This is a genomic window from Clostridium beijerinckii, assembly GCF_036699995.1.
GTDB classification, from domain to species: domain Bacteria; phylum Bacillota; class Clostridia; order Clostridiales; family Clostridiaceae; genus Clostridium; species Clostridium helianthi.
In genome coordinates this window covers 2,504,902-2,528,005 of record NZ_CP144906.1, presented here as the reverse complement: position 1 = coordinate 2,528,005, position 23,104 = coordinate 2,504,902, and the positions used below count along the sequence as shown (strand labels likewise).

27 protein-coding genes and 1 pseudogene are annotated in these 23,104 nt (G+C 29.3%); 5 read left to right on the top strand and 23 right to left on the bottom strand.

Annotated features, from left to right (window positions below; genetic code table 11):
- Nucleotides 1-151 precede the first annotated feature (151 nt).
- Nucleotides 152-337, top strand: a complete 186-nt coding sequence (locus PZA12_RS11795; RefSeq protein ID WP_012058504.1) for a hypothetical protein — start codon at nt 152-154, stop codon at nt 335-337.
- Between the two features lie 42 nt (nt 338-379).
- On the opposite strand, the gene PZA12_RS11790 is transcribed toward PZA12_RS11795, so the two are convergent.
- The 4 genes and pseudogenes from PZA12_RS11790 to PZA12_RS11775 all read right to left on the bottom strand — a co-directional run bounded on the left by PZA12_RS11790 (nt 380) and on the right by PZA12_RS11775 (nt 3,764).
- Complete coding sequence (locus PZA12_RS11790; RefSeq protein WP_012058503.1) at nt 380-1,072, bottom strand: L,D-transpeptidase family protein; 693 nt, start codon at nt 1,070-1,072, stop codon at nt 380-382.
- Nucleotides 1,073-1,149: 77 nt separating this feature from the next.
- Nucleotides 1,150-1,770, bottom strand: a pseudogene (locus PZA12_RS11785) (polysaccharide deacetylase family protein); the annotation flags it as partial.
- Between the two features lie 129 nt (nt 1,771-1,899).
- Nucleotides 1,900-2,112 (bottom strand): hypothetical protein, encoded by a 213-nt coding sequence (locus PZA12_RS11780; protein WP_012058502.1) that lies wholly within the window; start codon nt 2,110-2,112, stop codon nt 1,900-1,902.
- Nucleotides 2,113-2,441: 329 nt separating this feature from the next.
- Complete coding sequence (locus PZA12_RS11775; RefSeq protein WP_103699301.1) at nt 2,442-3,764, bottom strand: IS1380 family transposase; 1,323 nt, start codon at nt 3,762-3,764, stop codon at nt 2,442-2,444.
- Between the two features lie 363 nt (nt 3,765-4,127).
- On the opposite strand from PZA12_RS11775, the gene hcp (PZA12_RS11770) reads away from it, so the two are divergent.
- Nucleotides 4,128-5,774 (top strand): hydroxylamine reductase, encoded by a 1,647-nt coding sequence (gene hcp, locus PZA12_RS11770; protein ID WP_338481384.1) that lies wholly within the window; start codon nt 4,128-4,130, stop codon nt 5,772-5,774.
- Between the two features lie 116 nt (nt 5,775-5,890).
- Here hcp (PZA12_RS11770) and PZA12_RS11765 read toward each other — a convergent pair whose 3' ends face one another.
- From PZA12_RS11765 to PZA12_RS11715, 11 genes are all read right to left on the bottom strand, one after another.
- Nucleotides 5,891-6,307, bottom strand: coding sequence for a flavodoxin (locus PZA12_RS11765; RefSeq protein WP_012058500.1), 417 nt, complete (start codon nt 6,305-6,307; stop codon nt 5,891-5,893).
- Nucleotides 6,308-6,446: 139 nt separating this feature from the next.
- Nucleotides 6,447-7,913 (bottom strand): NADP-dependent glyceraldehyde-3-phosphate dehydrogenase, encoded by a 1,467-nt coding sequence (locus PZA12_RS11760; RefSeq protein ID WP_012058499.1) that lies wholly within the window; start codon nt 7,911-7,913, stop codon nt 6,447-6,449.
- A gap of 32 nt (nt 7,914-7,945) precedes the next feature.
- Nucleotides 7,946-8,719 carry an FAD-binding oxidoreductase gene (locus tag PZA12_RS11755; protein ID WP_012058498.1) on the bottom strand — a complete coding sequence of 258 codons (774 nt, stop codon included), beginning with the start codon at nt 8,717-8,719 and terminating at the stop codon, nt 7,946-7,948.
- 267 nt (nt 8,720-8,986) lie between these two features.
- Entirely contained in the window at nt 8,987-10,645 is a 1,659-nt protein-coding gene (gene hcp, locus PZA12_RS11750) for a hydroxylamine reductase (protein WP_012058497.1), read from the bottom strand.
- Between the two features lie 294 nt (nt 10,646-10,939).
- Complete coding sequence (rd, locus tag PZA12_RS11745; RefSeq protein ID WP_012058496.1) at nt 10,940-11,101, bottom strand: rubredoxin; 162 nt, start codon at nt 11,099-11,101, stop codon at nt 10,940-10,942.
- A gap of 264 nt (nt 11,102-11,365) precedes the next feature.
- The gene (locus tag PZA12_RS11740) at nt 11,366-11,599 is read right to left on the bottom strand and encodes a DUF2249 domain-containing protein (RefSeq protein ID WP_012058495.1); all 234 of its coding nucleotides are present in this window, start codon (nt 11,597-11,599) and stop codon (nt 11,366-11,368) included.
- Between the two features lie 125 nt (nt 11,600-11,724).
- Nucleotides 11,725-12,438, bottom strand: coding sequence for a Crp/Fnr family transcriptional regulator (locus tag PZA12_RS11735; RefSeq protein WP_012058494.1), 714 nt, complete (start codon nt 12,436-12,438; stop codon nt 11,725-11,727).
- 161 nt (nt 12,439-12,599) lie between these two features.
- On the bottom strand, nt 12,600-14,303 hold the full coding sequence (hcp, locus tag PZA12_RS11730; RefSeq protein WP_012058493.1) for a hydroxylamine reductase: 1,704 nt from the start codon (nt 14,301-14,303) through the stop codon (nt 12,600-12,602).
- A 384-nt stretch (nt 14,304-14,687) separates the two neighbouring features.
- On the bottom strand, nt 14,688-14,879 hold the full coding sequence (locus PZA12_RS24950; protein WP_023975099.1) for a hypothetical protein: 192 nt from the start codon (nt 14,877-14,879) through the stop codon (nt 14,688-14,690).
- A gap of 262 nt (nt 14,880-15,141) precedes the next feature.
- A complete protein-coding gene (locus PZA12_RS11720) occupies nt 15,142-15,279 on the bottom strand; it encodes a hypothetical protein (protein WP_023975100.1) in 138 nt (45 codons plus the stop codon).
- Between the two features lie 70 nt (nt 15,280-15,349).
- Nucleotides 15,350-16,066 carry a hypothetical protein gene (locus PZA12_RS11715; protein WP_012058492.1) on the bottom strand — a complete coding sequence of 239 codons (717 nt, stop codon included), beginning with the start codon at nt 16,064-16,066 and terminating at the stop codon, nt 15,350-15,352.
- Nucleotides 16,067-16,200: 134 nt separating this feature from the next.
- Here PZA12_RS11715 and PZA12_RS11710 point away from each other — a divergent pair, with 134 nt between their 5' ends.
- Together PZA12_RS11710 and PZA12_RS11705 are read left to right on the top strand one after the other, a co-directional pair.
- Nucleotides 16,201-16,425, top strand: a complete 225-nt coding sequence (locus PZA12_RS11710; protein WP_012058448.1) for a DUF1659 domain-containing protein — start codon at nt 16,201-16,203, stop codon at nt 16,423-16,425.
- Nucleotides 16,426-16,540: 115 nt separating this feature from the next.
- Nucleotides 16,541-16,759 carry a DUF2922 domain-containing protein gene (locus PZA12_RS11705; protein WP_009168791.1) on the top strand — a complete coding sequence of 73 codons (219 nt, stop codon included), beginning with the start codon at nt 16,541-16,543 and terminating at the stop codon, nt 16,757-16,759.
- Between the two features lie 78 nt (nt 16,760-16,837).
- Here the strand turns inward: PZA12_RS11705 and PZA12_RS11700 are convergent, their stop codons facing one another.
- The 8 genes from PZA12_RS11700 to PZA12_RS11665 all read right to left on the bottom strand — a co-directional run bounded on the left by PZA12_RS11700 (nt 16,838) and on the right by PZA12_RS11665 (nt 21,270).
- On the bottom strand, nt 16,838-17,593 hold the full coding sequence (locus PZA12_RS11700) for a phage antirepressor Ant (protein ID WP_012058491.1): 756 nt from the start codon (nt 17,591-17,593) through the stop codon (nt 16,838-16,840).
- 78 nt (nt 17,594-17,671) lie between these two features.
- Nucleotides 17,672-18,064: a hypothetical protein gene (locus PZA12_RS11695; protein ID WP_012058490.1), complete on the bottom strand. Its 393-nt coding sequence runs from the start codon at nt 18,062-18,064 to the stop codon at nt 17,672-17,674.
- A 1-nt stretch (nt 18,065) separates the two neighbouring features.
- On the bottom strand, nt 18,066-18,308 hold the full coding sequence (locus tag PZA12_RS11690; protein ID WP_009168788.1) for an AbrB/MazE/SpoVT family DNA-binding domain-containing protein: 243 nt from the start codon (nt 18,306-18,308) through the stop codon (nt 18,066-18,068).
- 114 nt (nt 18,309-18,422) lie between these two features.
- Complete coding sequence (locus tag PZA12_RS11685; protein WP_012058489.1) at nt 18,423-19,049, bottom strand: ATP-binding protein; 627 nt, start codon at nt 19,047-19,049, stop codon at nt 18,423-18,425.
- Between the two features lie 49 nt (nt 19,050-19,098).
- Entirely contained in the window at nt 19,099-20,466 is a 1,368-nt protein-coding gene (locus PZA12_RS11680; protein WP_206491050.1) for a phage replisome organizer N-terminal domain-containing protein, read from the bottom strand.
- Entirely contained in the window at nt 20,444-20,581 is a 138-nt protein-coding gene (locus tag PZA12_RS11675; RefSeq protein WP_171781095.1) for a hypothetical protein, read from the bottom strand. Before PZA12_RS11675 ends, PZA12_RS11680 begins: the two co-directional genes overlap by 23 nt.
- A 112-nt stretch (nt 20,582-20,693) precedes the next feature.
- On the bottom strand, nt 20,694-20,954 hold the full coding sequence (locus tag PZA12_RS11670; protein ID WP_012058487.1) for an excisionase: 261 nt from the start codon (nt 20,952-20,954) through the stop codon (nt 20,694-20,696).
- A 118-nt stretch (nt 20,955-21,072) separates the two neighbouring features.
- Nucleotides 21,073-21,270, bottom strand: a complete 198-nt coding sequence (locus tag PZA12_RS11665; protein WP_012058486.1) for a DUF739 family protein — start codon at nt 21,268-21,270, stop codon at nt 21,073-21,075.
- A gap of 458 nt (nt 21,271-21,728) precedes the next feature.
- Between PZA12_RS11665 and PZA12_RS11660 the strand changes: the two genes are divergently transcribed.
- Nucleotides 21,729-22,088, top strand: a complete 360-nt coding sequence (locus tag PZA12_RS11660; protein ID WP_012058485.1) for a helix-turn-helix domain-containing protein — start codon at nt 21,729-21,731, stop codon at nt 22,086-22,088.
- Nucleotides 22,089-23,104 lie beyond the last annotated feature (1,016 nt).

The window sequence follows — 23,104 nt, the reverse complement described above, 5'->3', positions numbered from 1 at the left end:
TCTCATAATTTTATAATTACATTAAATAATGCTTTTTAATAAACTAATAATATATTATTAATATACAACTATTTATTTAACACCCATACTCATATTATTTAATCAAATGTCATAATTATTAATTATATGTTATAGTAAGTGGGTGTAAATAATGACAGGTTTTGAAAACTTAACTCCTGAAGATTCTCTAATTTTAACAAATGCAATTGTTATTTCTCTTGCAAAAGGTAAAAATGCTGAAGAGCTAAACGTCCTTGGAAACTTCATTGTGGGCATAGGCTGTTTATTAGTAATAACAATAATGGTAACCAAAATAACAGCAATAATAACAACATGAATAATAATGCTGTTGATGATGATATAATAATTGGATAAAGATTTAATCTACCAAAGTAATCCCAAGTTTTTCATAAAACTCTTTATTAATATCATGACATTCTTTAAGGTTATTTTCTTTCCTAAACTTTATTACATACAGTTTCATTCCTTCGCCATATATTCCATCTAAATTTTTAGGATAATAGCCTTTTTCTTTCATTTTTCTTTGCACTTCTAAAACATCCGCCCCTCTATCGCCAGGCTTTAAATTTACAAATCCTTTTTCAAAAGGGCCATATGGGCCTGCGTATATGCATACTATCATTCCACGCTTTACATACTCATATAATTCCTCTATATCCTTATTTCGCATTCTAATACATCCATGGGAGGCTTCGCTCCCAATAGAGTATGGTTTATTTGTGCCATGAATTCCATAAATTCCCCAAGGTACATTTAATCCAATCCACCTTGTGCCAAAACCTCCACTCCATTTAGCCATACGTACCACTTTCCATGTACCTACCGGAGAAGGTGTTTCTTGTTTACCACTAGCTATTGTATATTTTTTTAATATTATATTTTTCTCAGTATCTATTAAATAAAGCCTTTCTTCACTAATATCAACTAATATAGATATATTACTATTAGAATGAATTTTTGATTCCGCATTAACTGCATACCTCAATGAATTTAATATAAAAACAAATATAATTAATAAAATAGTGTTCCTAATAAATCTTCTTCTTTTCATTTGTTACACTCCGTTTCATCTACCCTATTTGTAATATCTTCACGTTACGATATCTTTTTAGACTTTTTGTATACGATTTATTTCTTTATTGGAAAATATAGCTCTTTTGTTTCTTCAGTTATTGTTCTAAATTCATAACCTCTTGATTTATAGTATTTTATTATTTGAGGAAGAGCTTTACACGTATTTTGGTGATTGTTTGTGCAATGCAAAAGCAATATAATCTTATTCTTATTTTCACTTCCATTTATAGCTTTTTCATATAATTCACATGATGATGTTTTAGGTTTTAATCCATCACTATTTTCCAAATTCTAATCATACACTTTAAAATTCTTATCATGTAATTTTTTAAGAAAATTATTACTTAAACGTTTATGACCGCCGCCTGGAAACCTAATTATATTAGGTGTTATTCCAGCAACCTTGTTTATTGCATTCCTGCAATCGATCATTTCTTTAATAAAGTTATCTTCATCACTGTAAATTATGTTATAGTCATGTGTATAACTATGTAGGCCTAAACTATTTCCTTCATTATAAATTCTCTTTACCACCGCTTCCCTGCCTTTAATCTGATTTCCAATCAAAAAAAATGTTGCCTTTACTTTATTCTCTTTTAATATATCTAAAACATTAGTTGTCACAGTAAAACTTGGTCCATCATCAAATGTTAAATAAATAATTTTTTTCTTATTTGTTGCAACAGTCTTATCTTCTTCGACTATTTCGCGTGATTCAGATGTAGCTTTCTCATCAGATTTCTCAGTAACATTTTGGCTGGATTTTTCAGATGATGCTTCATTATTGTTTTCTTTAGATTCTGCCTAGCTCTTTTCTTCTTTATTTCCATCAGAATTTTTACTTGGTTCATTACTAGATTTTTCACCTAATTCTTTCTCATCTGATTCATCAGGTTTTGCCTCTGATTGTTCATTATTTATTTGATTTTCAGGAGAAGGTACAGTTTTACCGAACTTACAACCAATAAGCAATACACCAAAAGCAAAGATTAAAATATATTTTAATTTACGTCTCATAATAGTTCCTCCAATCCAGCTTGCTTTTTTCATTGATGAATTAGTTTATATTTCTTATTGTTTGTTTTTTTGTCTTCTTTATTTGTGGTAATTTAAAACACTTCGTAGTACCTATTTAATTGCAAATCACGTGTATCATTAAGATAATTATTAAATTAATATTTAAACCTGAATTATTCATAGATATAGTTAATAACATAAGAAAGTTAGTTTTTCATGCTATTAGCTATTTCTTTTCTTAATTTTTAATTATTTTTCTAAATATACGTACAGCTTCGCTACGGACTTTAGGTTTTAACCATATCTTACATATTAAATTGTAATCTGAATCAATTTAATAACGGCAGTGAATTGATATTTTTTAAAATATGCCAAAACTCATTTTGATAAGCACATGAACTACAGAGTTTGAATTTTAAGTATCTACTACTCTTTACAAGTTTACCAGCTACTTTAATTATTTTCATTCGTATTGTTTCTATTCTTAGAGATTTCATTGAATTTGTAAAACATAATCTTCTCATCCAATTGTTTAAATTGTATGCTAAAACCATCTCTTGAAGCTTATTAGCATTTGCGATAAAAGATGAACTACTCATTTTATCGAAAGCGAAGCCGTTTTTGCCTTCTTTAATAAAATTCTCCATTGTTCCTCTATTACAATAAAATTTTATTACAGCTTCTAGATGGCTGGTCATGTTAGTCACAACAAAAGTATAATCTATACACATTTGACCTTCTTTCTTTTCTAATTTCACAACAACTCTACGTTCTTTAGTCCATTTCTTTGCTTTATATACAAATTCACCATATATAGTATAATGGTCATAGATATTTCTTTTGCATAATATCTCCATTCTTGTAGTAAATTCTTCAGAATACTTATACAATGTTGCATTTGCTTTTAATCTTATTGCATATTTAGCATCATGTTCTTCTGCAATTTCATAAAGTCCAGGTATAGCAAAACCGCTATCGCCACGAATGTATAGGTCTGTACAAATATATTTATTTGAATACCTTTTTAATAATGGACCAATAAAAGCCACTGTTTTTCTTGATGTATAAACATTTCCAGAACGCAACTCTGCCTTTAATAAATCACCTGTTAGTCCATCAAAAACTAATAGTGGATGATATCCATTTGCTGAATAATGTGAATTGTATGCTGAACCATATTGATTACCATAAGTTTCAAAATTAGTAGAATCAATATCCAAAATTATTTGATTTGGCATATCAATTGAGTATACTTTATCCAAAACCAACTCATTTATTTTATTAAATTGTCTTAAGTTTTCTTTATCGAGATTGTTATTAAAACGTGAAATTGTAGGCTGTGAAGCTAGTGCATTTTTATCTAAAATTGTAGTAAGCGCTGGATCATATCTTAATTCATCTGAATTATCGTCGGTTGTATAGCCAGCTATTCTTTGATAAACTTTTTGTAGTAATATCTCTTCGTTTGTATGTTCTCTATGATTAATTCCATCATTAACATAAAAAACATCTTTTACAGTTCTTGAAAAACCTATTCTTTCATCAAATTCACTATATAAAATAAGACCAGAATCTGATGTTAAATTTCCACCATCAAAATTAATTTTTACATTTCTCTTGAAATTCAAAGATTTTTCTAATAAACTACCCATATAGACTCTCCTTTGTTAATTGTTTTTTTTCGCAAATTAACCATAACAAATTTGAGTCTATTTTTCTATATTTTTTCACTTAATAAGTGAAGTTTTGAATTTGTTAAGAACAGCTTAACGAGCCATGCAAAGCATGTTTCATATAATTTTATGAATAATTCAGGTTAAATATTCTTTTAAATAATATCAAGTTGTCAATTATATCCTATAATCATAATTAATGTTTTGACAAAATTTCACCTCACAATGTGGTATTTCTTATATAATATTGAATATTATATAATTATATTGTATTATTATTCCGTTTTATTGTATAATATATCCGTAGCATTATATTATGTAAATATGAGAGGAGTTTTTATTATGGTAGAAAAAATGTTTTGTTATCAATGTGAACAAACTGCTGGGGGTAAGGGATGTACTAAAATAGGTGTGTGTGGTAAAACACCTGAAATTGCAGCAATGCAAGATTTATTGATTTATCAATTAAAAGGAATCAGTGTTTACGCAAAAGAACTTTTAAACAAAAATGAAAAGGTTGACACATCAGTAGCCTCTTTTGTTGAAGATTCTTTATTTATGACATTAACTAATGTTAATTTTGACCCTAAGGCTCACCTTATTCAACTTAAAAAGTCTCAAGAAATTAAAGAGTCTTTAAGAGCAAAGGTTAAATCTGAAAATATCACCTCTCCTGAAGCGTTGTACAACCTAAGTGATTCTAAAGAATCTATACTTGAAGATGCTGAAAAAGCTGGAATAATGTACGATGAGAACTTAGATCCAGATATTCGTTCTCTTAGAGAAACTATAAAATATGGTTTAAAAGGAATCGCTGCTTATTCTCATCAAGCTAGATTTATAAAATATACTAGCGATGAAGTAAATGACTTCTATTTTAAGGCTTTAGCAGCTTTAGTTGATGATAGTTTAACTCTTGAAGATTTGATTAAACTTGCAATGGAAACAGGTACTATGAGTGTTAAGATTATGGAAGTTTTAGATACTGCTAATAATACTACTTATAGCTCTCCATCACCTACAAAAGTTAATGTAAATATTAAAAAAGGTCCATTCATAGTAGTTTCTGGACATGATTTAAGAGATCTAGAAATGTTACTTGAGCAAACTGAGGGTAAAGGAATAAATATTTATACTCATGGCGAAATGTTACCTTCACATGGATATCCTGAATTAAACAAATATCCTCATTTAGTGGGTAATTTCGGAAGTGCATGGCAAAATCAACAAAAAGAATTTGATAATATACCTGGTTGTATTTTAATGACAACAAACTGCTTAATGAGACCAAAAGATTCTTATATAGATAGAATATTCTCAACAAGTGTTGTTGGATTTGATGGTATTAAACATATTGAAAAAGATGAAAATGGATATAAGGATTTCTCTGAAATAATAAATAAAGCACTTGAACTTGGTGGTTTCACAGAAGACGAAGAAGTCAAAGAAATCTTAGTAGGCTTTGGTCATAAGGCAACCTTAAGTCATGCTGAAACAATTATTAATGCAGTTAAAGACGGAAACGTTAAGCACTTCTTCTTAATTGGTGGATGTGATGGTGCAAAGCCTGGAAGAAATTATTATACAGAGTTTGCTGAAAAAATTCCAAAGGACTGTATTATTCTTACTTTAGCGTGTGGAAAATATCGTTTCAACAAATTACAATTTGGTGAAGTTGCAGGACTTCCAAGATTGCTTGATGTTGGACAATGTAATGATGCATACTCAGCAGTTAGAATAGCTTTAGCTTTAGCTGATGCATTTAACTGTACAGTTAATGATTTACCTTTATCAATAGTATTGTCTTGGTATGAACAAAAAGCTGTATGTGATTTACTAGCATTACTTTCATTAGGCGTAAAAGGAATGTATATCGGGCCAAGCTTACCTGCTTTCTTAACTCCTAATGTATTAAATTTCTTAGTTGATAATTTCGATCTTAAACCAATCAGTACTCCTGATGAGGATTTAAAACAAATATTAGGCTAAACTTTTAAAGTTGGACAAGTATTTGAACTATTGCAAAATGCATAAAGCCACTGTATAAAATTGAAAACCATGCAATAAGGGAGATAAATCTCCTTATTGCATGGTTTTTGTTATTCCTATTTTGCTATTAATTTTCCAAAATCTCTGCATTTGTCTTCATCTTCACCTTCAGGAGATTCCTGCACGGTTAAACCTTCGTTTATTAATATAGCACCATATGACTCCATTCTCTTTTCCCATTCTGTCATCCATTCACCATTGCCCCATCCCCATGAACCAAAAAGAGCAACTTTCTTTCCTTGCAAACTTCCTTCTAATGATTTAACAAAAGGTTCCATTTCACTTTCATCTAATTCTTCTGATCCATAAGCTGAGCATCCTAAAATAAGTATTTCTTCATTATTAACATCATCAAGTGTTGCATTTGATACTTCAACTAATTCGGCTTTCTTCCCCTCTGATTCTATTCCTTCTAGAATTAAGTTTGCCATTTTTTCTGTATTTCCTGTTTGACTAAAATATATTATTTTCATATTAATACCTCCCAAATTATGCTATCTACTTCTTAAATTGTTTTTTTATTTAACTTCTGACATTATTATAACTTTATTTGTTTTTAAAAAATGTGATTGAAATCAAATCTCAATAGAATATTTCATTTTTCTGCCACTCTTAATTATGTATTGATAGATTTATTATAGTAGCCTTAGGTCTAGACATAGATTCAATTGAATATTTTATCCCCTGAGTTCCTATACCAGAAGCTTTCACACCAAGGAATGGGAAATTATCAGGACCTCTTTCTGTTTTATTATTTACTTGAACTGTTCCTACTTCTAACTTATCAGCCACATAAAAAGCATTATCTATGTTCTTTGTAAATACAGCACTTTGAAGCCCATATTCTGATTCATTAGCTATTTCTATAGCTTCATCTTTATCTTTAACCCTAATAATTGGAAGTACAGGGCCAAATGGTTCTTCCCATGCAATTCTCATGTCTAAAGTAACATTATCAAAAAGTGTTGGATAAATTAAATTTCCATCTCTGTTTCCTCCTACAATTAAGTCAGCTCCTTTACCCTTTGCATCTTCTATTAATTCAATAACAAAATCTGCAGCTTTAGAACTAATAAGAGGTACAACATCTACATCTTTCTCTAAAGGATTCCCTACAGTAAGCTTTTCCATCTTTTCTTTGATTTTTTCTAATAATTCATCTGCTACTTCATCTACTACTAAAATTCTCTTTACCGCTGTGCATCTTTGACCTGAATATGAATATCCACCTGCAACTATATTACTTGCAGTTAGTTCAAGATCAGCATCTTCTAAAACTATAGCTGCATCCTTGCCACCTAATTCCATTAAAAGAGGTACCATACTAGTCATCTTAGAAATTCTAGTTCCTACTTCTGTACTACCTGTAAAGTTGATGAAATTTATCCCTTTATGAGTAGTAATATAATCTCCAATTTCACTTCCTTTACCTGTAACTGTATTTAGTACTCCGGCTGGAACCCCTGCTTTTTCGAATATTCTTGCTAGATATAATCCACATAAGCTCCCTTGAGTTGCTGGTTTTAATACAATGGAATTTCCCGCCATTAAACCAGGTGCTATTTTAGAAGCTGATAAATTTATTGGATAATTAAAAGGAGATATTGCAAGTACAACTCCTAATGGTTCCCTTTTTACAACTGACATCTTATTATTCTTAAAACCTGGGAAGCTATCTCCTGGAATACTTTCACCAGATAAATTCTTAGCTGTATCTGCTGTAAACCTTATAAAATCTGCTGTTCTGGATACTTCTGATCTGCAGCTTTTTCTATCTTTTGCAATTTCCATCATCATAAGTTCTGATAATTCATCTATATTTTCCAGTAAAATGTCTGATGCTTTATATAATATTTCTGCTCTTGCATTTATAGTTGTGTTATTCCACTTTCTTTGAGCTTCTTTAGCTGTTACTACTGCAGTATCTACCTCTTCCTTTGTCATAGCCGGTACTCTACCTAACAATGAATTATCAAGTGGTGATTTTATCTCTACAAAGTTTTCACTTCTGCTGCTAACCCATTCCCCATTTATTAAATTTTTAAAAGTATTGTTTTTATTTTTTATATGATTAAACATAATCAATTTCCTCCTCATTTGTTTATACTTTGTTACTCTTTTGTTATATCTACTCCTGCTTCAAACATTTCAAAGTTTATATTTTCCTTTTCAATGGCCATTGATATTAAATTATGATAAACAGTTTTCATAAATGGCACTGGTCCACAAAAATAGAAGTCTCCATCCTTTGGCAAGTTATCTATCATCCATTTCTCTGATATCCTGCCTTGTACATCAAAATCTTTTCCTAATTTTTCATTTTCTTTAGGACGTGTATAAAATACATTACTTTTGAAATTATTATTATGTAATTTTACTGTTTCTTCTTTAAAACTATGATGAGTTGAATTAGGTATGCTATAAATGAAGTGAATTTTTCTATCACTGTTTACTGCATCATAAGCCATTGTAAGCATCGGTGTTATTCCAATTCCCCCTCCTATTAAAACTAGTGGCTTTTCACTATCCTTTAATATGAAATTTCCAAGAGGTGCAGTTATTTGAAGATTATCTCCTGCCTTTATTTCATCACATAGTTTTTTGCTTAAGTAACCATTCTCTTCTCTCTTTACACTTATTCTATAAAATTCTTCATTAGAATTCATGGACAATGTATATTGTCTAGGTTTAGTAAAAGTATTATCTTCATTTTTTATTCTGACAGTTATAAATTGCCCTGCTATAAATTCAGGAAGCTTACTTCCATCTAATGATTTTAAATAGAATGATGTAACTACCTCATCTTCTTTAACTGTTTTATATACAAGGAAGTCTTTAAATCCCTTCCATTTGTTATTTGAATTTATCTTATTAGAATCTATCATTGAAATCCTCCTCATTTTTCTTCAGTTCTTTATTTTAATGCTTGTTTTTCTTAAGCTTGTTTCATTTAGCTCATGAGCCTATTATATCTTTGCAAAAATAAAAACAATATGATTTCAATCAAGTTTTAAAAAAATTCAAATTCTAAAATTAAAATGAAATAAACACTGACTCAATTTATACTGCATTACTAAATTTATAATTATATATAACAAAAAAACTATCTCTAAAATTGAGATAGTTTCTATTTAAATTATTATTATTTACATTTATACACTTTGTTTTAAGCAAGTTTTTAAATCTTCGTCAGGCTCACTTATTGTTTGTAAGTTAAATGTATCAACTAAATATTGCAATACATTAGGACTTATAAACGCTGGAAGTGATGGCCCAAGGAACATTCCTTTTATACCTAATGAAAGTAATGCTAAAAGATCAGCAACCGCTTTTTGTTCATACCACGAAAGAACTATTGATAATGGTAATCCATTTACACTGGTATCAAATGCATCTGCAAGTGCTGTTGCAATTCTAACTGCTGAATAAGCATCATTGCATTGGCCAACATCTAATAATCTTGGAAGTCCAGCAACTTCTCCAAAATCTAATTTATTAAATCTATATTTCCCGCATGCTAAGGTTAGGATAACACAATCTTCTGGAACCTTCTTTGCAAATTCAGTATAGTAATTTCTTCCTGGCCTAGCGCCATCACACCCTCCAATTAAGAAGAAATGTCTAATGCTTCCGTCCTTAACTGCATTAACAATTGTTTCTGCATGACTTAATGTAGCGTGGTGACCAAACCCAACAAGAATTTCTTTTGGTTCTTCTGTTTTTGTAAACCCACCAAGTTCTAATGCTTTTTCTATTATTGGTGTAAAGTCTTTATGACCATCTTTGTCGGCAGGAATATATTTAACTCCATCCCATCCAACTACACTTGTTGTAAAAATTCTATCTTTATATGTTTCCCTAGGTCTCATCAAGCAATTTGTAGTCATTAAAATACAGCCTGGTATACCATCAAATTCTTTTTGTTGATCTTGCCAAGCACCCCCATAATTTCCTACAAGGTGTTCATATTTTTTAAGTTCAGGATAACCATGACTAGGTATCATTTCACCATGAGTATATATGTTAATTCCTTTGCCTTCAGTTTGTTCTAATAACATATCTAAGTCTCTTAAATCATGCCCTGAAACAATGATAAATGGTCCCTTTTTAATATTTACATTAACTTTATGAGGACTTGGATTCTTATAAGTCCCTGTATTAGCTTCATCTAATTTACTCATAACAGCAACACTCATATCACCGGTTCTCATAGTCATTCTAATTAACTCTTCAACGCTTAAATTATCATTTGTTGTACATTCTAATCCTCTAAAATAGAAATTATCAACTTGATCATCATAATAACCTAAACACCTTGCTTGATGCCCATATGCACTTATTCCCTTTAAGCCATAAACTATTGTTTGTCTAAGTGATCTTACATCAGCATCTAAATCTTGGTCAAACATAATTCCAGCTCTTTTTGCATCTTTAAGCATTTCTTCCTTAGTTTCACTTAAGTTATAAGTTGCTTGTTCTGGATATTCTTTATCAGAACTCACTTTATCTCTTAAACTCTCTTTTATTTTTTGAGATTCCTTAAGCATTTCTACATGAACTTCTGCATCAAAATTAACATTTGTAAGTGTAGTGAATAACGAATTTTCTACAAAACTAACTATACTTTTATCTATTTCCTCGCCTTTTTCTATAAGATCCATGACATAACAACTTATACCTTTGCATTGGTATAAAAGTAAATCTTGAAGATTAGCTATTTCAGGTGTTTTTCCGCACACACCCATTTTGGTGCATCCTTTTCCCCCTGCTGTTTGCTCACACTGATAGCAAAACATAGGATTTTCATCCATAGAAATCACTCCTTAAAATTAATCTATATTATTATTTGTATAAATTAAATTATTATTCCTTATTGGTCAAACGTTGAAAATCATTATTAAACTCATTATAATTTTTAATGATGATTTAGTTAGTCGCATAATTTAATTATACATTCAATGTGAGCTCTTCGAAATTCACATTATTTTATTGTTGAAATAAAGAGCCGCTATAAAACAAACTCTGTTAGTTTTATAGCGATCCCTTGCAAGCTCATTGCTTCTCTACTATTTTAGTTCAAAACTAATTTATGCCCTATAATCATATTATTCTACTTTTTCAAAATCCGATTTTGGTACTCCACATAAAGGGCATACCCAATCATCAGGAATATCTTCAAATTTTGTTCCAGGATTAACACCATTATCAGAATCCCCTACCGCTGGATCATAAATATAACCACATACTGTACAAACATAACTATCCATAATAAACCTCCTATCTTTTTATGACTTTGTGTGCGTATATATCATTTGCACTTTAGTTTACTTTAATTCACCGTATGCAAACTTTGTATGATAATCTGATAAAATATAACTTTTTAAGTAAAACAAAAAAATAACAAAGGATATAGTTATTTTTTCCTTATGGGATTTAGCTAATCTTATAAGGTACTTTTTTAGTAAAATACGCCTTACTGTTACGCAAAAAGATGCCTTAGATTAATATCTGAAACATCTTCTTTAAAATATTTATTTCTTTGTAATTGCAACTCGCCATACCTCAGGACCTTCTTCGAGGTATTCCCATTCAAATTGTTCTGGAAGTTCCATTATAAATTGATAATGTAGTGGACGTGGATCATGATCATTTATAAGCTCCATTTTTTCACCAGATCCTAAACTTTCAAAAGTTTTAAAAATAACAGGATGCTTATCTCTTGGTTCATATTTTCTAGCATCCACAGTTGCAGCAAAATTTGACATATTTAATTCCTCCTAAATTCTGTTATTTATTTATAAAATTTATTTTACTTAATTTCTGACTTCATTATAACCTCATTTCTTTTAATAAAATATGATTGAAATCAAATATCAATAAAAATTTATTTTTATATATAATCCTTTAATTTCTTTTCATCTAAAATTATAATGTTCTTAGTTCCTACTATCTTTATTATTTTTTCATCTTCAAATTTTTTAAGTTTTCTACTTATAGTTTCCGGAGTTACTCCAATATAATTCGCCATATCTCCTCTTGAGATTGGTAATTTAATAGATATACTATCTTCAATGTTTTCTCCATAACTGGTCATTAAATCTGTTATTAAATAAGCCATTCTAGAATCCACATCCTTGGTTGCTAGATTCTGTACAAGATCTTCAACCTTTGACAATCTTTCTCTCACAGTTTCTAATAATTTTATTCCAATCTCAGGCTTTCTCATCATTGCATCCTTCAGCTCATCCTTAGTAAGTGTGCATACCTTAGCATCTACTATTGCTTTAGCGTTAAATCTATACGTAGAAGGCTTTATTAGATCTAATTCTCCAAAAAAGTCTCCTTCTGAAAGTATATGTAATATCTGTTCTTTACCATCTTTAGTATACCTATATAATTTTATTTTTCCTTCATTCACGAAATAAAGTGTATTTGCTATATTACCTTCACTAAAAATTATATCGCCTTTAATATATTCTTTATGATTTATCATATTTACAATATCTAATAATTCTTCATCATTTAAGTTTTCAAACATTGGAACCTTGCTTGCACAAAGATTTCCTCTACAATTATTACAACAGTTACCGCAATTATTATTCATTCCATCATCCTCCTTGTTTTAATTTACTAAGCGTTGATACTAAAGCCTAAAAATAAATCCTAGCTACAATTTCGCAGCTAGGATTCTATATTGTAGATTATAAATAGGGTGCATTTTTATTGTGCTCATTCGCTGATCATTTTTAATGAGAACTACTTATTTTAAGCTTCCATAAACATCTTCATATCGTCTTCTACATTAGTGATTCCACCAATACCAAAGTTATCTACTAATACTTTAGCAACATTTGGTGAAAGGAATGCTGGAAGTGTTGGTCCTAAGTGAATGTTTTTAACTCCTAAGTGTAATAATGATAATAATACTATTACAGCTTTTTGTTCATACCAAGCTATGTTGTATGATATAGGTAATTCATTTACACTCTTTAATCCAAATACTTCTTGAAGTTTAAGTGCTATAACAACTAATGAATATGAATCATTACATTGTCCTGCATCTAATACTCTTGGAATTCCTCCAATATCACCTAAGTTTAATTTGTTATATTTATATTTAGCGCAACCTGCTGTTAATATAACTGTATCCATTGGTAACTTTTGTGCGAATTCTGCATAGTAATCTCTTGATTTAGCTCTACCATCGCATCCTGCCATTACAAAGAATCTCTTTATAGCACCAGATTTAACTGCATCTACAACCTTATCTGCTAAAGCTAAAACTTGGTTATGAGCAAAACCTCCAACTATTTGTCCTTTTTCTATTTCAGTAGGTGCTTTACATTTTTTAGCCATTGCTATAACTTTTGAGAAGTCCTTTGTTCCATCAGCTTTAGGTTCAATATGAGGACATCCTGGCATTCCTGTAGCACCTGTTGTAAATAATCTTTTCTTATAAGAATCCTTTGGTATAACTATACAGTTTGTAGTCATAAGGATTGGTCCATTGAATTTTTCAAATTCTTCTTTTTGTTTCCACCATGCATTACCATAGTTTCCTGCAAAATGACTATATTTTTTAAATTTTGGATAGTATTGCCCAGCAAGCATTTCTCCGTGAGTATAAACATCTACTCCAGTACCTTCTGTTTGCTCAAGTAACATTTCTAAGTCTCTTAAGTCATGTCCTGAAATTAATATTCCTGGATTAGTTCTAACTCCAATATCTACTGTTGTTATTTCTGGATGTCCGTAGCTTTCAGTATTAGCTTTATCAAGTAATGCCATACCATCTACACCAAATTTACCTGCTTCTAATGCAAGTCCAACATAATCATCAACTGTTAATGTATCATCTATTGTAGCAGCTAATGCTTTTGCCATAAATGCATGAACTTCTTCATTATTATATTTTAAGTTCATAGCATGCTTCATGTAAGCAGATAATCCTTTTAATCCATAAGTGATAAGTTCTCTTAAACTTCTTATATCTTCATTTTCAGTTGCAAGAACTCCAACCTTTTCTGCTTTTTCATCAAATTCTATTGTATTGTCAGCTGTCCAAGTAGCTGCTTCTGGCATAATCATTTCTGTAGTTTGCATTCCGAATATTTTCTTGAAGAAACCACCAGTTACTTTTACTTCTCCAACTTTACCACCAGAGCTAATTACTTTAGCTTTTAATTCTTCTCTTAATTTTAAAGTTTCTTTAACTCTATCTAAAATAGAATCTCTATCAAAATTAGCGTTTGTAATTGTTGTAAATAAGTTTTCTGTTATATATTTATCAACTTTACTATCCTTAACTCCAACTTTTCTTCCTTCATTACTTACTATAGCTAGTCCTTTAGTTACATATATTAATAAGTCTTGAGCCTTTGCTACATACTCATCCTTACCGCATACCCCTACTTTAGTACAGCCCTTACATCCAGCTGTTTCTTGACATTGATAACAAAACATTGACATATTATGTCCTCCTATTTTACCTTTTATTTTTGTATAAAATTAAATAATTCCTTTTTATTATTTCTTAACTTCGGCAATTTAAAGTTTACTATATTCTTTTCATCATTTCTGTAACACACGTTACTATTCTAAAATTAATAAATTTCTTTTTATTTCTATACGTGAAAAAATAAAAAAGATACTTGATTTCTAGTATTCTGAATCAAATATCTTTTTCATCAAAGTTAAAGCTTAGTTTCGCAATAACACATAAATTTCAATCGTTCTATTTCAAAATTTGATTTAGCTAATATTTCTGGCCAAACCTTAACGATTATATATATCTTATTTTTTTGTCATTAGCGTAAAAATTGTTCTTCATCTACATGCAATTTTAATTGTTTCTTAGATGGAAGATATGATTGCTCCCACTTTTTTCGCATTAGTCAGCATACTCATTTCGAGTATTGCTTCCATAGATCTTGATTCATATTTATATCTCTTGATTTTAAGTTTGGATTCTATAATCTCGTTTAATGTCACTTCCGGATTTCTCCCCCTTGCTTCTATAACTGAGCCATTAGCTTCTCCTATCATCTTTAGCGTAACTACTAATTAAGATTCTAGGAAGTTATTATTTTAACTTCTGTTTTAAATTTGTCATCTGACCTATACATTCTTCTACAATTAAACATTATGAGAATAACTTATTATACTATATAATCCATACTTTTCATCTAGGAATAATTATCTACATCTAGAGAAAAATAAATATAGCAACATTTGTTTATGTTGCTACACTATAAATCACCTAAATATTTTCTTTATTGACCATATTATTAATTTTTATTTTCTCTAATTATTGATTAAGAACTATAAATTTTTTAGCATATTTTATTATCCCTATTATGTAACCAACTACTGCTACTGAAATAAATAAACATCCCCATAATAGAAATAGAACCATATTATATAAATAATTTATTATATCAACCATAAAGATCCTCCTAAATTCTTTCTATCTTAATAATTGCCTAATTTATACAAGCTTAATCAACTGAAATCATTTATTTAGGATTATTTATCTTACTTACATTCTTATAATAAAAAGCTGTTTGTTTTCCATCCCATTTCACATTCACGGTTTCTCCATTATTATATACCCTAACAACCTTCCCAACGGTCTTTATGCCTTGATATTCAATATTAACCTCATCGTCAATCTTAAATTCTATATCATTCGTTTCAAGATCTATTTTATTCTTTTTATCATCCACCTCATTAATTTCAAGATTAAATTCCGTATTAATTAGTTCATTTGAATGATAACTTGGCTTTTGATTATATTCTAATATCCATCCTTTTGGATTTATCACTATAGTTTTTTCTCCAGGTATTATTAAATTAGCATCACCTTTTCTTTTGATATATTGTTTAGGCTTAAGAGCCTCTAACTTTTGTTTTTGTGTTTCATTTATTTTCTTATCACTATTCGCAATAAGTATTTCTTCTCCAGGCATGATTCCCACATCTTTAGGTAGACTAAACTCATTTATGCCACTTGCATTAAAATACAAAGTTTTATCGTCTAATTCAACTAACACTGCGCCACTCAGTGTCTTAACTATTCTGCTACAACTTTGTGAATATAATCTAGTGATTGCATAAAACTTATCCACTTCTTTAGTTTCTTCTTTAATAATAATTTTCTTGGGTTTTATAACTTCTATAGCAGGTAAATCAAATATACTAATTTGTCCTTCGATGAAACATTCACTTTTCATATTCATCCTTTCAATATCTTTAATCTGTTTTAGTTCTTTTGTTCATAAAAAACAAATAAATTTTATCTATTTATGTAATGTTAAGCATTTATCCATATATCATTTATGAAAACAAAATGAAGGAGGTTAAAACTATGGCTGTAACTAAAACTATCGACTCAGTTTCTCTTAGTATCGAGGTTCAAAAAGCTTTAGATAAAGCTGGGGACCCAATTTATACCAAGAAAACTTTCTCAGGTATAAAAACAGATGCTACACCTGAGAATGTCTATGCTGTCGCAGATGCAATTAAAGGTGTTATGGAAGCTAATACTAGAGATTATTTTATTAATGAATCTTCTAGCTTAGCAAATGCTTAGGATCTTATTCTAAAAAAAATATTGTAGGAAACTCGACTCACATTCGTTCGCTGAGTAAGTGATTCACACCGAATCATAGATTCGAGTTCTCTACTTAAGATTGGGGGGAAATTAAATGGAATATTCTTTATCTATGACTTTTTTAACTGTAGCTGGTGAAAAAAGTACTTTAAGTGTTTCTGGTGTTAAACCTACTCTTACAAAAGATGAGGTTAACGCACTTATGGATACTGTAATTGCTAAGAATGTTTTCAAAACTAATTCTGGTGATTTAGTTAAGAAATCTGGTGCTCAAGTTACTCAACGACAAGTTACTAAATTTGATGTAGCTTAGTTTTGAGTAACATTATAGAAGCTTGTCTTTATATGATAAGCTTCTATTTTTTGTACTTTCTTCATTAAGTAACTTGACTCATGGCTCATTAATCTTTTTCCTTATAAATTCTATTCCTTTTTGAAATACCATTGTTTTTATATTGATTTTAGTCTCTCCATTTGGTACTGTATATTTTTGCTCTAATACTCGAAAATACCTCATGTCTACAAACTGCTGATAAGGAATATTATTTTTATCCAAGACTTTCTTTTCTCTTAATAATGAAAATAGTCTATTTCTTCCCATTCTTTTAATGCCAAGAACCTTTGCAACATGGCCCATTTCAATAGAATCTTTAGAGCCTGCAACATCATCATAAAATTCCCCTTTAGGTTCTAGTAATTTTACTTTATTTTCGGCTTCCAACCTTGCTTTTCTCTCTTCTTTTAACTTAGTAGCTGCAGCAATAAGTAAATCTGGATTATCTAATAATTCATCTGTAGCATACATCCCTGTTTTCCTTATGCAAGGTAACACCTCATCAAAAATCCAGGCTTCAAATTTCTCTGCACCTGGTAATTCAGATTTAGCGACTAAGCGATATATATCTCCTTCAGGAATTACACTCATTTCTACATTTTGGATAGCATCAGTTCCATCTTTTCTTTTCCCCGTTACTACCCCTACTCCGTGTTTCACGGACCCTCTACAGTGTCTTGAAATTGCATCATTAGGCTTTTTATATCCTAAAGCTTTTGCTATATCAATCCCAACAGCATAATCTTTATTATTAATTTTTACCCATCTTATTTCTCCAAATCTTTCATTCTTGAAAATTAGTAAACCTCCCATTTTGATTATCCCCTTTTTTAAAATTTTATCCTTTTAATCCTTAATCAATAATTCAAAATATTCATTTCTTCATGTGACTCATTTAATAACCTTTAGATTTGGTTTATTAGTTTCTTTTTTATAATTCTCACTAAACTCATTAATAAAATAATCAAAGTTACATTTAACATACAACAAACCTTTTCTTTCATTCCAGCTTAAAGCATATATCTTATTTATTCTGATTTTTGTATCTTGATTATATATTGTCCATCCATCTCTCCACATACCAACTGGTGGAATATCACTATATAGATTAAAAGGTATACTTTGATCTATATTTCTTATACATCCTTTTTCATCCATGCTAAAATAAAGACAGCCATCTTCATTTCTATTTGTGCTTTTTCCCTGACATTCTCCACCATGTTTATAATTCCTCTTGCAGTATGCGCATTCCAGGCGGTTAGGTAAATCTTTCGGCCTGTTCATTCTAATTCTGTCCTAAAATCTTTCTGCAGCCACTACAAACAAGCACATTATTAAATTCACTTATATCTTTATCACTTCCACAAAAGATGCATCCTTTACTGTATTTCCTCAAAACTATATCATTATTAACCTTAGTTATTTCGATTGAATCCCCTTCATTAATTCCTAATACCTTTCTTATTTCCTTTGGTATTACAACTCTCCCTAAATTATCAAGATTTCTTACTATCCCTGATGCTTTCATTTAAATAACTTCCCTTCATAACTTAATTTTGATTAATTCTCAAAAAAATTCATTTTAATGCGAATTTTCACTCTGTAATTGTTTATTGTGAATTGTGCTGTGTGCATTGTAAATTTACTTAAGCCTATAATTATTCCTAATATCCTTCTCAATTTCTACTACATAATCTTTTGACATTTCATATATTCTTGAAGCTACCCCTTCATCAAATGCTAATAATCTATCAATAGAAAATTCGCTGCTGACTATTATAGGCAGAAAATTAAGGTACCTATAATTAATGATTTCAAACATAATATTCACGTCGGTTTCATTGACCTTTCCTTTAAAGAGGTCATCAATCAAAAGGACCTCGCATAATTGATACTTTGAAATTGTCCTAGTATAATATTCTTCATCAATCATGTTTTGTTTTATCTTTGTGATCACATCACGATAAGGCATGTACACTACTTTAATTCTTTGTTTTAAAAAGTTTAATGCAACAGCAATGCTGCAGTGCGTTTTACCGCTGCCAACCTGTCCGCATAATAAAATGCTATTGCGCCTATTGTTTCTAATTTCATCAAACTCAGTACAATAAGCTGCAGCAGTATCCTTAATTTTGCTTGACGCTTCATTCCAAATTTCAAAACTAGAGAAAGTAAGTTTACTTTGCTCAACATTGATTCCTGAATACTTCCATTCACTTTTTAGCTTTTCTATTTTCCTGCATTCACAAGCTACAGCAAGAGGTTGCATATGCTCCTGCTTAATAAGTATCCATCCGGTGTCGCAGCATTTGTCACACCTATATGAGGTTTGCTTCAATCCTCTTTCTTTCAGCTTCTGTAAGCTTTCGTGGTTCCTTTGGCTTGAATCCTGCAAATTCATTTTTATCTGCTGTGTTACTCTTTCCATTGCTTCTAACCCCATTTTTCTTTACCTCCATATGATCTTCTGGATACCCATCTCTCCTCCAGTTTTTTAATACCCCAATTGCATACTTTATGTCAGGACAATTCTTTTCAAACCCAACATCCATGGCCATCTTAACCATTTTTTCTCCATGGATATCAATAGCTGATCTAAGAGCAACATAGTCGCATCCTCCTGGCTTCCCTGTTATTTTTTCATGATAATGCATAAGCTCTAAAACTTTAAGATTTATGTCCTCCTCTTCCCCTGATTCACTTTTAGTATTATTGTGTTTCTTAAATAGATTCGGCTGACTAACGTCCTCATCACAAGCTGAGCCTTTATTCTTTATATCAAAACCAGTATTCTTTTTACCCTCTATGTTTTTATCTTTATCTATCTCTTTTTTCTCTTTCTTATTCTTCTTCTTATTCTCCATCTCTTTCTTATTCTGCTGCGTTACTGTAACGTTACATTTATTTTGAGTAACGTTACTATTATTTTTAGTAACAATACAATTATTATCATCAGTTTCTAAAATGTTATTACTGATATCTTCATTATTATCAATAATTTCTACAGTACTATTATTACCTGCTTCGCTAGTAGTAATATTAGTTTTATCATTAATATACGTATTTCCACAAGCCTCTTCATTAGTTTCCAAATTTTCTAATATATCATTTTTACCTAGAGCTTTGTTTTCTTCTATAGTAGAATTCTTAGAGTAATCTTTCTTTCGTTCTAATTCATTAGTTTTTTCTAATTCTACACTTTCATCCATATCTTGATTTTCTTCTAAATCTATAAATTCTTCTAAGACTTTATCTTCCTGAGTTTCTTCCTTATTATTTTTAGCTGCATTCTTCTCTTCTTTCTTCTTTTCTCTATGATTTTCAACTCTTTTTCTGTTTTGTTCACGAACCCTTTCCATTCCCTCTATGTTCTGATGCTTATCCCAGTTCACAATTCTAATTACTTTATCAGAAGCTATTTCAATCATGCCAAAGTTAGATAATACTTTTAATGCAATCTTAATATCCTCTAAAGGCCTAGAAAATAATACAGCCAACATTTTGGCAGTGAGAGGTTTCCCTTCTGATAAGAAAACCTTTCCATTAGCATTAAGTTTTCCACCAAGTAAAAGTATTCTTATCCAAACATAATGAATTGTATCCCTGTTAGGCATTGCATCTATTAACTTCATCTTTTCATCATCATGCATATTAGTAGCTAATTTAATCCATTTGATATCTGCCATTATTTTCACGCTCCCATAAATAAAATTGCCTAAACCTTTCAAGACCATTCCATGATGGGTTTAACTCAATTAACTTACAAACATCTATATAACATTTAAAAATCCTAAAATTCATTTGTAAGTCCTCACTTTCTTTTTATACATTTTTATTAAAAGTTGAATCCCCATACATTCTAAATCAAGGTGTATGAAAATAATTTTACATTTATGTTTTTAATTTAAGATTACTATTTTCTTAATTCTTGGTGAACCATAGAAATATTTTCAAGCCATTGATGAAATAGTTTTTTATCTACCATCACCTTCTTTCCTATTTTAAAGAATGGAAAATCTGAATTCTGCTTTGAAATCTCTTCTTGTAACGTATTGAGACCAATACCTGATATATAAGAACACTCTTTAAGGGTATAAGTAAGTTTATCTCCAGCATTCTCTTTTTCACTATTTTTTCTTAATTCAACTAAAATTTCTTTTAATAATTCCTCCATAGCTTGTCCTCCCGTAACAATAACTATTAGCGTAACATAATACTTTTAAATTGGAATAATTAATTTTAGATTTCTAAACAATATATATAAAGTTATTACAATTTACTTTTTAAGTAATTTATTCATAAAAAAATATCTCTATTGGATTCTTTATATCTAATAGTTTTATCATCTTATCGATTTCATTAGAACCAAATATGCCTTTATTAAGTTTATTACCTAAAGTTTTTGGAGACATTCCTAATTCCCTTGCCAGCTTTTCCTGAGTATATCCCTTTGCTCTCATCTTTCCTTTTAACTCATTAATTAATATCATAAATGCTCCCCTTTCGTTACTTGTTAAGTAATATTTTATATATTATGGCTATTATTGTCAATACCTCTCACGTAATTTTTTCTATATAATGGAAAATAATTGTTGCATATCCAGAAACAGATGTTATAATAAATTAAAAATGATAATTTAATTTATTTACTATACTGAACAAATTAAATGGTAAATGAATATTATTATATATTTTATTTATTAACAATAGCAGATAAAATATATACATAATCAATATAATCTATTAAAATCTAAGATTAGTTAATTACAATTAATGTCAAAGTACACTATCATTTATTTAGTTTACTGTTTTTAATCTGTAAATTATATAGGCAGATATTATACTTTATCAGAATAATTTTAATTAATTTACTGCAATTCAATAAATTAAATTAATAAATATTGGATAATTTACTTACTTTTAATATGCTATAAGGAGGAAACATAAAATGGGTTTGAAAGAAAATATCAAAAATAGACGATTAGAATTGAATCTCACATTAGAAGATGTTTCTAAAAGATTATCTATTAGTAAGCCAACACTTCAAAGATATGAAAGTGGCGTAATCTCTAATATACCTTCTGACAAAATCGAAAAACTTGCAGCAATATTAGAAACAACTCCATCTATTTTAATGGGATGGGATGAAAACAAAATAAAAACACATTTACAACTATCAGAAGAATTAGAATGTTTATTAAAAAAATATAATTCTTTAGATCATCTAGGTAAACATACGGTAAACACAGTATTAGAAATGGAATTTAATCGTTGTTCACAACTTAATAATCAGGATAAAAGCTTTTAATTTCTTGTCTATAATGGGAAGTTATTTAATAAAAACAAATTAAAATTAAATACCGAAATTAAATTACAGCACTTCTAATTAATTGTACAAATAGCTCTATCACTGGTATATAAGCTTTTAATTATTAATTTTCATGTATAATTAATAATGCTGTATAATTCACTCTAGAATAATACAGCACTTTCATTTCTTGCTTCAATCTATATTTTAATTTCAAGTTATTTTTAATTACATACTCCTGCTAATACCAATATATTAGACTTTTTCTATTTCCATACTTTTATTTTCATTACTTCAACTTACTGATCATTTTTATATTTTGTAAATTCTAGCATAGCTTCTCTTATATATCTTATTACCGTTGTTTTCCCAACTTCATCAAAATATTTGAACTTATTATCTTTATGGGATTCTACAATTTGAAATTTAACGAATTTATCTGGGTATGATTTTTAGACTTCCTGCTATTTTACTTGAATAAACTTTCTTTTATTTGTTCTACGCTACTCATAGATTATAGGTAAAATTCAAATTTGTTTTATAATTTATTCTTTCTAATTATTTATAATTTATTTACAACTTATCTTCTCTAATATCCAATATAATTAGAACTATAGCTAATCCTATTTCTTGTCTATCCTATTCATTTTATACAGGATTCCTAGTTATATTTTATCTTACTGCATATTAATTAGGCTTGTATAACTTTAAACCTGATTAGTTCTTTATAATTTATTTTATTAACTATCAAATTAGGTATCAGCATTACTCCTTGGAGCATTGGCCATATTCTTCTATTGCATCCTCTATAGGCAATGTATTATCTATGTCATACTTTTCTATGAAAACTTAGTATCTTTATCTTAATATTTATATAAACGTATATCTATTATGAGTATATTAATTTATTATGAAAGCGGCATATTTAATTAATCTTATAATCAATAACGAGTATTTTGCCAAGTAGCATTATACTTGCTTATTCACTTAGAGAAATAAATTAATAGTGTATCTTT

What these genes read in the sequence shown, in the direction of transcription:
- PZA12_RS11795 (WP_012058504.1), top strand. Translation starts at nt 152, where the DNA reads ATGACAGGTTTTGAAAACTTAACTCCTGAAGATTCTCTAATTTTAACA.
- PZA12_RS11790 (WP_012058503.1), bottom strand. Translation starts at nt 1,072, where the DNA reads ATGAAAAGAAGAAGATTTATTAGGAACACTATTTTATTAATTATATTT.
- PZA12_RS11780 (WP_012058502.1), bottom strand. Translation starts at nt 2,112, where the DNA reads ATGAGACGTAAATTAAAATATATTTTAATCTTTGCTTTTGGTGTATTG.
- PZA12_RS11775 (WP_103699301.1), bottom strand. Translation starts at nt 3,764, where the DNA reads ATGGGTAGTTTATTAGAAAAATCTTTGAATTTCAAGAGAAATGTAAAA.
- hcp (WP_338481384.1), top strand. Translation starts at nt 4,128, where the DNA reads ATGGTAGAAAAAATGTTTTGTTATCAATGTGAACAAACTGCTGGGGGT.
- PZA12_RS11765 (WP_012058500.1), bottom strand. Translation starts at nt 6,307, where the DNA reads ATGAAAATAATATATTTTAGTCAAACAGGAAATACAGAAAAAATGGCA.
- PZA12_RS11760 (WP_012058499.1), bottom strand. Translation starts at nt 7,913, where the DNA reads ATGTTTAATCATATAAAAAATAAAAACAATACTTTTAAAAATTTAATA.
- PZA12_RS11755 (WP_012058498.1), bottom strand. Translation starts at nt 8,719, where the DNA reads ATGATAGATTCTAATAAGATAAATTCAAATAACAAATGGAAGGGATTT.
- hcp (WP_012058497.1), bottom strand. Translation starts at nt 10,645, where the DNA reads ATGGATGAAAATCCTATGTTTTGCTATCAGTGTGAGCAAACAGCAGGG.
- rd (WP_012058496.1), bottom strand. Translation starts at nt 11,101, where the DNA reads ATGGATAGTTATGTTTGTACAGTATGTGGTTATATTTATGATCCAGCG.
- PZA12_RS11740 (WP_012058495.1), bottom strand. Translation starts at nt 11,599, where the DNA reads ATGTCAAATTTTGCTGCAACTGTGGATGCTAGAAAATATGAACCAAGA.
- PZA12_RS11735 (WP_012058494.1), bottom strand. Translation starts at nt 12,438, where the DNA reads ATGAATAATAATTGCGGTAACTGTTGTAATAATTGTAGAGGAAATCTT.
- hcp (WP_012058493.1), bottom strand. Translation starts at nt 14,303, where the DNA reads ATGTCAATGTTTTGTTATCAATGTCAAGAAACAGCTGGATGTAAGGGC.
- PZA12_RS24950 (WP_023975099.1), bottom strand. Translation starts at nt 14,879, where the DNA reads ATGATAGGAGAAGCTAATGGCTCAGTTATAGAAGCAAGGGGGAGAAAT.
- PZA12_RS11720 (WP_023975100.1), bottom strand. Translation starts at nt 15,279, where the DNA reads ATGGTTGATATAATAAATTATTTATATAATATGGTTCTATTTCTATTA.
- PZA12_RS11715 (WP_012058492.1), bottom strand. Translation starts at nt 16,066, where the DNA reads ATGAAAAGTGAATGTTTCATCGAAGGACAAATTAGTATATTTGATTTA.
- PZA12_RS11710 (WP_012058448.1), top strand. Translation starts at nt 16,201, where the DNA reads ATGGCTGTAACTAAAACTATCGACTCAGTTTCTCTTAGTATCGAGGTT.
- PZA12_RS11705 (WP_009168791.1), top strand. Translation starts at nt 16,541, where the DNA reads ATGGAATATTCTTTATCTATGACTTTTTTAACTGTAGCTGGTGAAAAA.
- PZA12_RS11700 (WP_012058491.1), bottom strand. Translation starts at nt 17,593, where the DNA reads ATGGGAGGTTTACTAATTTTCAAGAATGAAAGATTTGGAGAAATAAGA.
- PZA12_RS11695 (WP_012058490.1), bottom strand. Translation starts at nt 18,064, where the DNA reads ATGAACAGGCCGAAAGATTTACCTAACCGCCTGGAATGCGCATACTGC.
- PZA12_RS11690 (WP_009168788.1), bottom strand. Translation starts at nt 18,308, where the DNA reads ATGAAAGCATCAGGGATAGTAAGAAATCTTGATAATTTAGGGAGAGTT.
- PZA12_RS11685 (WP_012058489.1), bottom strand. Translation starts at nt 19,049, where the DNA reads ATGCAACCTCTTGCTGTAGCTTGTGAATGCAGGAAAATAGAAAAGCTA.
- PZA12_RS11680 (WP_206491050.1), bottom strand. Translation starts at nt 20,466, where the DNA reads ATGGCAGATATCAAATGGATTAAATTAGCTACTAATATGCATGATGAT.
- PZA12_RS11675 (WP_171781095.1), bottom strand. Translation starts at nt 20,581, where the DNA reads ATGAATTTTAGGATTTTTAAATGTTATATAGATGTTTGTAAGTTAATT.
- PZA12_RS11670 (WP_012058487.1), bottom strand. Translation starts at nt 20,954, where the DNA reads ATGGAGGAATTATTAAAAGAAATTTTAGTTGAATTAAGAAAAAATAGT.
- PZA12_RS11665 (WP_012058486.1), bottom strand. Translation starts at nt 21,270, where the DNA reads ATGATATTAATTAATGAGTTAAAAGGAAAGATGAGAGCAAAGGGATAT.
- PZA12_RS11660 (WP_012058485.1), top strand. Translation starts at nt 21,729, where the DNA reads ATGGGTTTGAAAGAAAATATCAAAAATAGACGATTAGAATTGAATCTC.